The organism is Catenulispora sp. GAS73, assembly GCF_041262085.1.
GTDB lineage: Bacteria > Actinomycetota > Actinomycetes > Streptomycetales > Catenulisporaceae > Catenulispora.
This window is the reverse complement of record NZ_JBGCCM010000059.1, coordinates 37879-50780: the sequence shown is the minus strand read 5'-3', so window position 1 is coordinate 50780 and position 12902 is coordinate 37879. Positions and strand designations below refer to the sequence as shown.

General features: G+C 69.5%; 10 protein-coding genes. 4 read left to right on the top strand and 6 right to left on the bottom strand.

Annotated features, from left to right (window positions below; genetic code table 11):
* Positions 1-471: 471 nt before the first annotated feature.
* Positions 472-4671, bottom strand: a complete 4200-nt coding sequence (locus ABH935_RS47925) for a carboxypeptidase regulatory-like domain-containing protein (protein ID WP_370384692.1) — start codon at positions 4669-4671, stop codon at positions 472-474.
* Between the two features lie 292 nt (positions 4672-4963).
* Complete coding sequence (locus ABH935_RS47920; RefSeq protein ID WP_370384691.1) at positions 4964-5962, bottom strand: cyclopropane-fatty-acyl-phospholipid synthase family protein; 999 nt, start codon at positions 5960-5962, stop codon at positions 4964-4966.
* A 151-nt stretch (positions 5963-6113) separates the two neighbouring features.
* Between ABH935_RS47920 and ABH935_RS47915 the strand changes: the two genes are divergently transcribed.
* The 3 genes from ABH935_RS47915 (at position 6114) to ABH935_RS47905 (ending at position 8163) form a co-directional block, all read left to right on the top strand.
* Complete coding sequence (locus ABH935_RS47915; RefSeq protein ID WP_370384690.1) at positions 6114-6590, top strand: DUF4265 domain-containing protein; 477 nt, start codon at positions 6114-6116, stop codon at positions 6588-6590.
* Between the two features lie 115 nt (positions 6591-6705).
* The gene (locus ABH935_RS47910; protein ID WP_370384689.1) at positions 6706-7458 is read left to right on the top strand and encodes a siderophore-interacting protein; all 753 of its coding nucleotides are present in this window, start codon (positions 6706-6708) and stop codon (positions 7456-7458) included.
* Between the two features lie 111 nt (positions 7459-7569).
* On the top strand, positions 7570-8163 hold the full coding sequence (locus ABH935_RS47905; protein WP_370384688.1) for a hypothetical protein: 594 nt from the start codon (positions 7570-7572) through the stop codon (positions 8161-8163).
* Between the two features lie 160 nt (positions 8164-8323).
* Here ABH935_RS47905 and ABH935_RS47900 read toward each other — a convergent pair whose 3' ends face one another.
* The gene (locus tag ABH935_RS47900; RefSeq protein WP_370384687.1) at positions 8324-8611 is read right to left on the bottom strand and encodes a hypothetical protein; all 288 of its coding nucleotides are present in this window, start codon (positions 8609-8611) and stop codon (positions 8324-8326) included.
* Between ABH935_RS47900 and ABH935_RS47895 the strand changes: the two genes are divergently transcribed.
* On the top strand, positions 8598-9287 hold the full coding sequence (locus ABH935_RS47895) for a hypothetical protein (protein ID WP_370384686.1): 690 nt from the start codon (positions 8598-8600) through the stop codon (positions 9285-9287). The two genes, ABH935_RS47900 and ABH935_RS47895, sit on opposite strands and share 14 nt — an antisense overlap.
* A 222-nt stretch (positions 9288-9509) precedes the next feature.
* Here the strand turns inward: ABH935_RS47895 and ABH935_RS47890 are convergent, their stop codons facing one another.
* The 3 genes from ABH935_RS47890 to ABH935_RS47880 all read right to left on the bottom strand — a co-directional run bounded on the left by ABH935_RS47890 (position 9510) and on the right by ABH935_RS47880 (position 12889).
* On the bottom strand, positions 9510-10481 hold the full coding sequence (locus ABH935_RS47890) for a hypothetical protein (protein WP_370384685.1): 972 nt from the start codon (positions 10479-10481) through the stop codon (positions 9510-9512).
* A 327-nt stretch (positions 10482-10808) separates the two neighbouring features.
* Complete coding sequence (locus ABH935_RS47885; RefSeq protein ID WP_370384684.1) at positions 10809-11705, bottom strand: tetratricopeptide repeat protein; 897 nt, start codon at positions 11703-11705, stop codon at positions 10809-10811.
* Between the two features lie 158 nt (positions 11706-11863).
* Complete coding sequence (locus ABH935_RS47880; protein WP_370384683.1) at positions 11864-12889, bottom strand: GH25 family lysozyme; 1026 nt, start codon at positions 12887-12889, stop codon at positions 11864-11866.
* Positions 12890-12902: the final 13 nt, after the last annotated feature.

The following is a 12902-nucleotide window of genomic DNA, read 5'->3' as shown; positions in this document are numbered from 1 at the left end:
CCGAGTCACTGCGCATGTCGTAGGCGGCAATCGTCGTGCGTGGTGGGCACCTTGAGGCCTCCGGCGGGCGCTCTACAGCGAGGGGGCGACCCGCGGGTCCGGCGGTTCGGCGGCGGTCCGCGACTGGTCGGCTTCCTATCCGCTGTTGCCTGCGTTGCGTTGTTCGGTGGCGGTGTTGCTTGTGGTCGCCTGGTTCTGGGTCCCTCGCCGCGTCGTCGCCGTAAACGGAACCAGCCCGGTCCGGTGGTGTCCAGCCGCATCGCTGCTGCTGTGGTGCTGCTTCGTTCGGCTGGACACCACCGGCCCGGGCTGGTTGGCAGAGCCCGCCGACGCGGCGAGGGACCCAGAACCAACACCCCGCGTGGTCCGGTCGGACACGACGAACCGCGTGGCCGGCCGCGCTGCCACGTCGCCATGGCGAAGGCGGGACCACGCGTCCGCGTGGTCCCGCCCCGGTCGTGCTGCGTCAGGTCAGTCCTTCAGCAGGATGAACTTCGCTGTGCTCGTTGCCCCCTTCGTGATCGTCACCGTCTTCACCTGCGGTTGGTAGCCGTCCTTTGCGGCGATGACCGTCAGCGGGTTGTTTCGGTAGTCCAGCCAGAGGCCGTAGCCGCCGTTGATGTCGGTGTGCAGTGTGTAGTGCGTGGCCCACGTGTCGATCTGCACCGTGGCGCCTGCCAGTGGCACCAGTGCGCCGGTGGCGTCCGTGTACTCCACGACTCCGGCGAGCTTGCCCCAGGTTGCCGGGGGCTTCACTGTCATGGTGATCGGTAGTGCTGCCAGGGGGTAGGGGGTGTCGGTGCTGAAGGCCAGGCTCGCGGTGTACGCGCCTGGTTGGGTGATTGAGGCGTCGCTGGCGTCGACGGTTACGGTGAAGGTGCCGGAGGTGCCGGGGGCCAGGGTGACGGTTGTTGCGCTCTCCGACAGCCATGGCACGTGGGTGCTTGGGCCGACGTTGTAGCCCGGCAGGACCTGCGTTGTGGCCAGGGGCGGGGTCAGGGTGCCCTGGCCGCCGCCGACGGTGTAGAAGCCCAGTGCGCCGGCGAAGCGGTAGGCGCTGATGTTGGAGTTCGGCAGTGCGGACCAGGCGTCGGCCGAGGGGTCGTAGGCCCAGGCCTGGTTTGTCAGGCCTGCGGCCAGGACGCCGCCGGTGACGACCAGCTTGCCGTTGGCGCCGGTGCCGGCTGCGCCCCAGAAGGCCGCGGGGGCGTTGGCGCCCTTGGTCCAGGAGCCTGCTGCCGGGTCGTAGATGTACGTGCTCTGGCTCGCTGTGGTCGCCGAGGTGCCGCCGGCGCAGACCAGCTTGGCCAGGACGTTGGCGCACGACAGCCACGACGTGGACTCCGGGTACGCGGCCAGCTTGGTCCACGTGCCCGCTGTGGCGTCGAAGGCGTAGACGTCGGTGGTGCCGCAGGTGCTGGTGCAGCCGCCGACGACGTACAGGGTTGAGCCGATCACGGCGCTGCCGGAGCCCGCGTAGGGGGTCGGCGACGCCGTGCCGGTGCTCCAGCTGTTGGCTGCCGGGTCGTAGATCTCCATCTTCGGGTCGGGGTTGCCGGAGGTGGCCCAGCCGCCGACGACGTAGAGCTTGCCGCCGATGAAGCCGTGGGCCGGGGATTCTCGGGTGTCGCTCGCCGCGGCCAGCGTCGTCCAGGCGCCTGCCGTCGGGTCGAAGGAGTACAGCTTGCTGGAGTCGTTGGCGCCGTCGAAGCCGAAGCCGGAGTAGAGCTTGCCGCCGGAGAACTCGGCGATGTTGTCCTGGATCTGCGTCGGGAAGTTCGCCAGCGGCTGCCAGCTGTCACCGGAGGTGGAGTCGTTGCTCTTCAGCGCCTTGGCGCCGATCTGCTTCGACGCCAGCAGTGCGCTGCCGGTGGTGACGTGTGCCGGCACGATCTGCGTCGGTGCCGCCGGCACGTTCTGCATCACGAAGCCGCCCGGCTGCTCGCTGAGGTTCAGCGTCGCCGGGGCGGTGCCGGTGTTCTTCACCGTCACCGTCTGCGTGGCGTTCCCGCCCCACGGCACGGTCTTGGACACGGAACCCGGCTTCACCGTCAGCCGGCCGGCCTTCAGTGAGAAGTCGGACTCCACGACCTTGCCCGCGACCACGGCGGCGGTCGCCGTGCCCGTGGTGTAGTGGCCCTTGGCCGCGGACAGCGGGACTGAGCCGGTGGTCGGCGAGAAGAACCAGTAGAACGCGCCCTTCAGTGCCGGGTCCGAGGTGGTCGCGGTGGTGCCGCCGACGGTCGGTGCCGCGGTCTCGGCCACGCTCACGCCGGCCAGCGGCGCCTTGGTGTTGGCGTCGGTGACCTGCCCGATCACCAGGCCGCCGGGTACCGGGTCGCAGGTCGGGACGCCCAGCAGGACGTTGTCGACCTCCCAGTAGTAGGCCCAGGTGCCGGTGTAGTGGAACCGGACCTGCACCTGCGTCTTGCCCACGGCCTGCGGCAGCGGCACGCTCACCTTGGAGCCGTTCACCGCGGCAGTGCTCTGCGACCACACCGAGGACCAGGTCGTGCCGTTGTCCACGCTGACCTCGACGGTCGCCGTGGAGTTGCCGTACGGCTTGTAGTACGTCGCGAAGTCCAGCTCCGGGGCGGGGATCGCGGACAGGTCGGTGACCGGCGAGGTCAAGTACGTGTCCTGCGAATTGCCCTGCCCCAGGTGGTCGCTGTCGATGATGGCGAAGCCGCCGTCACCGGTGGTCAGGTTGCCGCGCTTGCCCGGGTCGTCGAACTCCCAGCCGCCGGAGGCGGTGTTGTTCGTCACGGTCCAGCCGGTCGGCGCCGTCGTGCCGTCGAACGTCTGGTACGGCCCGGTGTGGCCGACCTTGTAGCCGGCGGCCGTGCAGTTCGCGGAGTCCACCTTCACCGAGATCGGCTGGGACACCGCCGAGACGCCCACGGTCACCGAGGTGTCCGTGGTCTGATATCCCGGATAGGCGGCCGCGGTGTGCAGCTGGTAGGTCTTGTCCACCGGCAGCTGGATCGTGTACGCGCCGGTCTTCGGGTTCGTGTAGACCGGGCCGCCGGGCATGCCGTCGACCGTGATCGTCGCGTACAGCGGCCAGCCCTGGCCGGAGCCGTCGGTCACCGTGCCGGTCACCGCCACTCGGGCCACGGCCGCGAGTGTGAAGTTCTCCGGGACGGTGGCGCCGTCGGCGACCACCACGCCGGTCACCGACTGGTCGGCGTAGCCGAACGCGCTGATGCCGACTGTGTAGGTGCCTGGTGTCACGTTCAGCGTGTAGGTGCCGTCAGCCGCGGTCGTGGCGCTGGTCGAGCCGGCCGAGACCTTGGCGCCGGCCACCGGGTTGGTGCCGTCGGTGACCTTGCCGGAGATCACGCCGTGCGGGCCGCTGCTGAACGCCGCCAGGCCGTTGGGCGTGCCCAGGCCGGTCGGGCCGTCGTAGCCGGGCCCGGCGGTGCACAGGTACGACGGGGTGCAGGTGCTCGTCGAGCCCTGAGTCACGTCGTTGAGCGCCGAGGGCTTGGCGTACGGGTAGGAGTTCGGGTACGTCCCGGCGGACGGCGCGCCGGCGTCGGCGTAGACGCCGGCGACCAGAGGCGTCGAGACGCTGGTACCGCCGTAGACCTGCCAGCCGGAGGCCTGGTAGGAGTCGTAGACCGAGACGCCGGTGGCCGGGTCGGCGACCGCCGAGACGTCCGCGAGCGTCCGCATCGTGCAGCCGGTGTCCGTCTGGAAGCTCGGCTTGGGCTCGTACAGCGAGCAGCCCGAGCCCGGGCCTCCGTAGGAGTTCGACCACACCGACTCCGACCAGCCGCGCGAGCTGGTGTCCTTGACCAGCGAGGTGCCGCCGACCGAGGTGACGTACTGCGAGGCGGCCGGGTAGGCCACGCCGTACCCGCCGTCGCCGGTGCTGGCCAGCACCGCCACGCCCGGGTGGTTGTAGTACGGGTCCATCGACGTGGTCTCCGACGGGTCCTCGCCGCTGCCCGGCGTCGAGGTGTAGTTCGAGCCGTAGGAGTTGGACACGTAGCCGGCGCCCAGCGCCACGGCCTCGTCGACGGACGCGCCCAGGTCGGAGAAGCTCGGGGAGGTGCCCTCGACCAGGATGATGTGCGCCTGCGGCGCGATCGCGCTGACCATGTCCAGGTCCAGCGAGATCTCCCCGGACCAGCTCGCGTTCGGCGTCGGGTAGTTGGTGCCGCCGCTCTGGTCGACCTTCTTGAAGCAGCCGCTGGCGCTGGTGCACGCCGGCAGCCCGAACTGCGTCCGGTACAGCGCCAGGTCGCTCTCGGCGTTCGGGTCGTCGTAGGCGTCGACGATGGCCACCGTCGCCCCGGCCCCGCCGTTGGCCGGCAGGTTGTAGGCGCTGAGCAGGTCCGACGGGCCGAACCCGGCCGGTGTGCTCGCCTGGACCAGGCCGGAGGCGCCGGCTATGTCAGTGCGCTGCAACGCGAAGCAGGTGAAGGTGCCCTTGGCCGCCGGCGGGCAGACCGAGCGCGCCTCGGGCTTGGCGCCGGTCAGGTTCCCGGGCTTGGCGGCGGCTCCGGCCGGGTGGACGGCGGCCGAAGCGGCCTTGGCCGCGGCTTGGGACGTGTCGGCCCGCGCTCCGACTTCGGCGGCGGCGCTGCCGACCCCGGTCGTTAACGCGAGTGCGGCGGCCAGGGCTACTACCTTGCCCAGGCGTCGTGGAAGGGGGATGTGCACGTGCGGCTCCCTTGGGATGGCGGTGGCTGCCATGCCGTGGCGCCGCGGACACGGCGCCACGCTGCGCTGTGCCCTAGCAGAGGTCAGGATGTCCTGTGGTCAGGACGACCTGTTGTCAGCAGTCTGATCAGACTGTGAAGATGAGTGTGGCTCAAGGTAAAGGTTGTGTCTATACCCCGAAATCGGTGATGTCCTCGGTTTTTCCGCGCTGACCCGGAAATGCGCTTTAGTCGCTCATAGGTTGACGGCGTGATCGCGGGCGTTGAGGTTATGAGGCCGAGGCTTTGTGAGATTAACGCTGCGCGGCGACCAGTACGGGGCCGCCCGGAACGGTCGGGTACCGGCGCTCGTCACGGAAGCCCGCAGCAATCAGTGCTTCCTCAACGCTTTCGGTGTCCGATGAGCTGCCGCCGTTCAGATCCGCGGTCCAGGCCGCCACGGCCCGGCGCAGCGGGTGCTCCGGAGCCGGGTTGGTGCCCGCGACGACCCAGCCGCCGGGTCGCAGGGCACTGAAAAAGCGTGGTATCGCGGACTGCAGTGCGGCGTCCGACAGGAACGGGGCCGGAACCCACACGAGGTCGTACGCGGCCTGCTCGTCGAGTGCGCCGGCGTCTTGCAGGCGCAGCGTGACACGGCCGGCGACAGCCGGATCCGCCTCGGCCAGCTCGGTCTTGGCCAGGTCCAGCACCCGCTGCATGACGTCGATGCCCACGACCTCGACCGCCGGGAGCGCCGTGGCCAGAGCCAGCGCCAGCGCCGCGACACCGGTGCCGACGTCCAACACACGGCTCCCCGGCCGAGCCAGACGCTCGGCCAGCCCGGGCAGCACCGGCACGATCCGCGTGGCCAGCGCGCGGCCGGTGCCGGCGGAGGCCCGGCCCTGGTTCAGCAGCACGTCGTCGTCGTGGCGCTCCCAGGACGGTGCGGCGCCTGCGGTCTGCTCGGAGGCCGCGGTGGTGACCGCCTGTCGCAGGGCACTCAGACGCGCCGCGACGGCGCTGTGGGCGCTCGCGGCGTCGGCGACGTCCAGCACCGGGTCCACGGTGACGGCGTCCCCGTCGCGCCGGACCAGCCCGGCGGCCTCCAGAACGGCTGTGCGCCGGGGATGCGCGGCGAGCACCTCGTCGAGGGGCGTCGTGGCCGCGTCCCGCATGGTGCCGATCATCGCGGCGAGCGCCCACGGCGCGGCTTCGAGGATCAGCGCCGGCTCGGTGCGGGGGTCCGGGGATGACGGGGATGACGGGGAGGACGGGGATCCGGGCTGTGCCGGGGTCGGTGCGGAGGCAGTCATGGCGGACCTTTCGTCAGCGATCTTGGTCGCCCTACTCTCCGGCGTCGGCCGCGGTGGCTGTATCAGTCACATGACGCCCAGTACCCCGGTACGCCGCGAGCATGGCACGACCCAGCATGACCCGGCACGCGCGGGTTAAGGTATCTCGCTTATGGAAGAGGCTACGTCTAAGGTCCATGTCCGGCTCGCCGTCGAGGACGGATGGCCGCCGGTTGCCTTCGAGGAGCTGGAGGCCAAGCCTCTGGGCGATCACCGCTACCAGCTCCTGTCCCCGCCGGCGTTCGCCGAGCAGCTGGCGATCGGGGACGTCGTCAGCGTTGAGCATTCGGAGTCGCCCGAACCGGAGCAGGTGTGGGTGGACTCGGTGATCGAGTCGAGCGGCCACTCGACGGTGCGGGTGGTCTTCATCCAGGCGGCCGGCCAGGAGGCCGAGTCAGGCCTGCGGCGTGACCTGGAAGGGCTCGGGGCGCAGGTCCACGACACCGGTTTCCAAGGCCTGATCGCGGTCGACATCCCCGGTGAGGTCGACTACCGCGCGGTGCGGGAGCTCTTGGGCGAAGGGGAGTCGCGGGAGCTCTGGGATTTCGACGAAGGTGCGATCTCGCACCTGCACGACTACGAGTCGTAGCCGGTCGGCCGCAATCTGCCGATTGCCGAACGGGTTGCCGAATACGTGGTGACCTTCGTCGGTCTTCAGGCCGTAAGCTAGTGACTTAGGTAAGCCTAACTCCGGAGGTGTCCCCTTGGCCCGCACCCGCCACGACTTCGTCGTGCGCCGTACCGAGCGGCTGAACGACCACATGATCCGGGTCCATCTGGGCGGCCCGGGTTTCGCGACCTTCCAGCCCAGCGAGTTCACCGACTCCTACGTCAAGCTGCTGTTCCCGGCCCCGGACGGCGAGGTCACGCGCACCTACACCGTGCGCGCCGTCGACACCGCCGCCGAGACGATCGCCATCGACTTCGTCTACCACGGCGACGAGGGCCTGGCCGGCCCCTGGGCGGCCGCCGCGCAGCCCGGCGACGCCATCGGCCTGTTCGGCCCCGGCGGCGCCTACGCCCCGCGCGCCGACGCGGACTGGCACCTGCTGGCCGGCGACAGCTCGGCGCTCCCGGCGATCTCCGCGGCCTGCGCCGCCCTGCCGGCCGCCGCGGTCGGCCGGGTGTTCGTCGAAGTCGCCGGCCCCGCCGACGAGCTCGACGTCGTCCGTCCGGACGGCGTGGAGCTCACCTGGGTCCACAACGACGGCGGCACGCCGGGGGAGGCGCTGGCGAAGGCCGTGCGCGCCGAACCGTGGCTCGAAGGCCTCGTGCACGTCTTCATCCACGGCGAGGCACAGTCGGTCATGCACGACCTGCGGCCCTACGTCCGCAAGGAGCGCGGGGTCCCGGCCGACTGGGCCTCGATCTCCGGCTACTGGCGTCCCGGGCGCACCGAGGAGGGCTTCCGGCAGTGGAAGCGGGAGCTTTCCGAGCGTGAGGAAGTGGCTGTCTGACAGCGTTTGGTGACAGCTGTGTGGTTCAACGGAGGGGCCGGCACCGTGACGGGGTCGGCCCCGCTTCGTCTCATGACTCGGTACTGTCCCGCTATGCCACATGAGCTTCCCGTGCACCTCGCCCCCTTGCCGGATCGGATCGGCCACGTCGGGGGCATCGAATCGCTCACTCTGGACGAGCGTCGGTACTACTTCGGGTTCGACTACAGGAGCGATGTCGTCGTCTCGCCGCTGATCGACGATCCGGGGGCGATGGCGGCGTTCGCGAGCGAGTACATGCGTCAGACCACTGGCAAGCACGACGTGGCGTATTGGGAGGAACTGGTCGCCAGCGGGGCCGAGGAGTCGTCCCTGGCGGGGGACGACGCGGATCGGACGTTTTCCTCGGAGGAGTTGCGGGGCGGCCTGCCGGAGCCTGGTACCCACCTGCTCTACCTGCTGGGCGCGGCCACTGAGTGGGACACGTGGTTCACGGAGGCGCCGGATGTGCAGCGCGCCTATACCGGGCTCGGATTCGATGACGACGACTCGGAGTTTCTCGACCGCTGCCTTGAAGCGGTCGGGAAACACGGGGCGCGGGCTCGGCCTGCCGAGTTTGCGGTCGCGAGCTTTCATCTGGCTGAGGCTGCGGAGCGTGCGCCGGGTAACTGGGGGACGCTGTTCGGGCTGCTCGCGGAGGGGATTGCGAGTAAAGCTTTGGGATAGCTTTGGGACAAAACAGGATTCTGACTAAAGGCGGTGTCCGGCGGTGGTACGGTCGGCCGGTGTCTCGGACTCAATTGCCCGGTATTGCCGCGATGATCGCGGTTTTGTGTCTCGCTGCGGGGTGTAGTTCTCATTCCGCGGCGGTGAATGGCGCCGGCGATCAATCACATGTGATCGCTACGACGGCGTCGCCGAGCGCTTCTGGACGCGCTGTTTCTTCGTCGTCTTCTGCGTCCTCGCCCTCCTCGTCTTCGCCTTCCTCACCCTCACCTTCGCACTCGCACTCTTCGTCTGCGTCGTCGTCGCCGTCCTCCTCGTCATCGGCCCCGGCGGCGTCGACGAACGGGTGGCCCGACGCCAGCACCACCGGGGTCAAGCCCGGGTCGCATCTCACGCCGAAGAAGGGCGAGATCCTGGTCAACCAGAACGGTGCCGTGATCGAGAACATCGACTTGGTCGGCGACATTCGGGTCGAGGCTGACAACGTCGTTATTCGCAACGTGCGGATCTCCGCGCCGCAGAGTTCGGATATCGACCAGTGGGGGATTCTGCAGTGGGTCGGGTATACCGGCCTGACGGTGCAGGACAGTGAGATCGGCGGGCGGTCCGACACCGAACTGCGGCAGGCGGTGATGAACGACGGCGGAATGGTGACGGTGTCGCGGTGCAACATCCACGGGATGAGTAAGAAAGGCGTTTACACCAGCCAGGGCGACATCGAGGACAACTACATCCACGACCCCTACTGGTTTGCCGCCGCCGACGGCGAGATCGACATGATCCGCGTCGACGGCTCCCCGGACCCCGGCACCTCCCTGCTGGTCAAGCACAACGCCCTGATCGACACCACCACCACGAACAGCGCGCTCAGCCTCTTCGAAGCCGACGGCGGCACCCCCTCGCGCGTGACGGTCCAGGACAACTACATGGCAACGGCCGGCTGGGCGATCTACGCCGGCGGCCAGACCGCCGCGACCAGCTACATCGTGGTGAAGGACAACGTCTTCGCGACGAAGTTCAAGGACGGCTACAGCTACGTCACGGAGTGGAACCCGAACGGGCCCGGGAACGTGTGGTCGGGGAACAAGTGGGCCGACGGTAAGGCGGCGCCGGTGCTGTCGTGAGGCCGCGGCGGCGAGCGGCGCGGGTGTTCGGCTCGGTCGCGCCGCCGCACAGGCTTCACGGCCGCGCAGCGCTCCGGCACAACGCGAAAACCGCCGACCGGTCATGACCGGATCGGCGGTTCCGAGATATCTCACCGCTTGCGCGTGCCTCGGGCCGGCTCGCGCTTCAGCGTCTGTCGCGTACGTCTCGGGCCGGCGTGCGCGCTAGTCCTTGCCAACGCCTCAGTGCTTGCGCGCGTCGGCAGCCTTCGCCTTGCGGGAGGCGAACATCGCCGTGCCGCCGGCCCCGAAGAACGCCAAGGCGACCAGGCTGACCTCGCCGACGTTGGCACCGGTGTGCGCCAGGGTCGGGGTGCCGGGGGTGGGCGTGGTCGCCGGCGTGGTCGGCGTGGTGCTGGTGCTCGTCGGCGGCTTCGGCGCGGCCGGGGGAGTCGAGGAGACCGGCGTCGAGGGGTGCGTGCTGGGGCTGGCCGGCGGGGTGGTGGTGGTCTTGGGCGGGGTGGTCGTGGTCGTCGTGGTGACCGGAGGGGGCACGACGCAGCCGCCGGCGTCCGGGCCGTTCCAGGCGGTGATCAGGCGCTCCGGCGTCGGGCTGTCGGGGTAGTGCGGCAGCGCGCCGTGGACGCCGTCGTAGACCGTGGTACCGAAGTACAGGTCGATCTGACCGAAGCAAGGCCCGCCGGGGGTGTTCGGCAGCTTCACCTTGAGGAGTTCCTCAGGGTGCGCGGGGCTCAGGCTCGGAATCGTCTGGGAGTGGTCGACGAAGGTCTGAGTCCCGGAGGTCTCCCAGGTTCCGTGCTCGGCGGTGTACGAAGCCAGGGAGACGTCGATGCTGCCCTGGCAGGACGAGCTGACCAAGTCCGGGTTGAGCCGCACCTTGATACCGAACTGCGGCTCGTCTGTGAGCGCCGTGTACTGGTGGTGCGGGCCGCTCGCGTTCTGCCACTGCCCGATGATGCTCTTGCCGTCCGGGGTGGCCGGTGCGTACTGCACATCGTCGTCGCTGACCGCGCACACCGTCGCCGGCGTCGCGTTCCCGGGCTTCTTGTCGTGGCTGTGGTGGTCGTGCGTGTTCGGTGTCGTGGGCTTCGGCGGCGTGTTGTCGCACGCGTTCGCGGCACCCGCCGCCCACGCCATCGACGCGGCGGCGCCGAGCGTGACGATCGCACCGCGGCCTATTCGGCTAGAGGTCATGGTGGCTCTTCTCTGTGCCGGCCCCGAGGCCTCAAGGCCGGGTCACTGGGGGATGTGGGGGGATGTCAGGGTATTACTGCTCCTCGACAGCGCTGGAGCTTATCCCAGTCCGACCTGGGCTCGGAAGGCAGGTTCAGGGGTGACAAATGACGTAGTTTCTGCGGGGTCTCGACATGCCTTCTGGTGATCGGGGACGGCTTGTCCCGGTTCTCTGTCGGTGCTTCTCACCAGCGCGGACGCCGCAATCTGCGCCACTGCGTAGCTGGACTACGAATTCTGCGGTAGACGCGATTCCTCATACCTTGCTTGAGAATTACGCCGCATCATTCACGCCTTGGCATGAACCGCATGCCAGGCCCGTCCCGAAGCACCGACGGCCCAGGCCGTCAGAATCCCCGTTGCCGTCTCCTCGTCCGGTGCCGCCAGCAGTACGTCCCGCGCCCCGGCAAGTGCTGTTGCCGCCCCTGCAGCCCCCGTCCGCTCCGTCGCGATCGAGCCGTGGCTGCAGCACGTGCAGTGGAACGTCAGGCTGTCCACCGGCTCCATCGCCAGCCCGCGCTCGTCGAACGCGTCGGCCAGCGCCGTCATGTCCTGCGGCTCCGGTGCCGTCACCTGCGCGCGCCACGTCACGGTCGGCGAGGCCTGCCACAGCGCCAGCTCGTCGAAGACCGGGAACGCGTGGTCCTCGACGCGGCGCTCGCCGGTCGGGGCGCCGTCGTGCACGACGATCTCGCCGAAGCGGCGCGACCCGTAGGGCACCGACAGCACGCGGGCGCGCGTGGGGCAGATGCGGCGGACCCACACCACCTCGGCGTCGCCGTCCGGGTCCAGGCGGACCAGGGCCGAGCCGAATCCGTCCTCGATCTCGCCCTCGCCGGGGCTGAGGTGCACCCCGTACTTGGTCCACGCCTCGCGCGCCGTGCCCCAGTCGCCGACCATGGTGGCGGCGATCCCCAGGTTCCACCACGCCGGGTTCCCCTCCGGCTCGCCGGCCCGCAGCGCCGCCTGCCGCCCCAGCTCGTAGGCCTTGGGCCAGTTCCGCAGGAACTTGTTGGCCAGCGCGGCGTCGAACCAGAGCTCGGCGCTGATCGGGGTGTCCGGAAAAGCGGCGAGGAACTCCTCGTAGCAGGCGGCGACCACCGTCCAGTCCTGGACCTCGGTGGCGTCCTCGCCTCGTTGCAGCAACTCCATGGCTTCAGCGCCCGACAGCTGAACCCGGCTCATCTCTCCCCCTGGTTGTGATTGCAGAAGAGAACAGAGTAGCGATCAAAAATAGGGAGCGATGAGAGTCCCCGCCTCCGAGGAACAGAGGCGGGGACTCTCCTCTACGTGTTATACGTGTGGTGCAGGTAGTGCGGCCGCGCTAAGGGTTCTCAGCCGTCTCAGCCGTTCCTGGCCAGAACCTGCAGCTGGCTGTACGGGCCGTTGAACACGTCCTGGTCGCCGGGCTGCGAACCGGAGTCCGCGTACTGCCAGAACGTGTACCAGCCCCAGCCCGGAGGCAGCGTGCCGCCACCGGAGGCGACGTAGTTCGCGATCCACAGCGGGGTGTAGTTCGCGAAGTTGGTGTCGTCGCTGGTGCAGGAGTTCCACCAGTCGGTGGTGGAGTAGATGACCGGGTAGACGCCGGTGCGCGACGCGTACTCGTTCACGAAGTCCCAGATCCAGTTGGTCATCTGGCTTCCGGACAGGCCGTAGCACTCCGAGCCGTAGGGGTTGTACTCGATGTCGAGCGCCCCGGGCAGGGTGAGACCGTCGGAGGACCAGCCGCCGCCGTTGTTGACGAAGTAGTCCGCCTGAGTGGCGCCGCTGGAGTCGCTGGGGTTCGCGAAGTGGTACGCGCCCCGGATCAGGCCCTGGTCGTAGGGGCCGACGTACTGGTTGTAGAAGTCCTGGTTGGTGTAGTACGTGCCCTCGGTCGCCTTCGTGTAGGAGAAGTCGATGTTCGGCGCGATACTGGCCCAGTTCAGGTTGCCCTGGTAGGCGCTGACGTCGATGCCCGGCAGCTGCGGCACGGAGGCCGGCGAGAAGGGCTTCGGGGCGGTTCGTGCGGTCGGCTCGTGGGCCGGGATCGTGGAACCCATGTAGTCGAGCTGGGGGTGGGTCGCCACCGTGGGGTGGACCGGCGTGGTGTGCCGGGTGGTGTCGACCTTGACCAGCTTGCCGGTGACCGTGCGCGCGTAGCCCGGGTGCGGGTTGGCGTGGACGGCCGGGGCGCCGGGGACGCTCGCGGGCGCGGCGCTCGTCGGCTCGGCGCTCGTCGAGGCGGCTCCGCTGGTGGCCGGCAGCAGCACGGTGCCGGCCGTGGCGACCGCGAGGGCCAGGACGGCCAGGCGGCGGGTGGTGCGGGTGCCGTGGGTACCGCGGGCCTCGCGGGATCCCTGGGTTCCGTGGGTGGACGTGGGCATCGTCGGCTCCGTC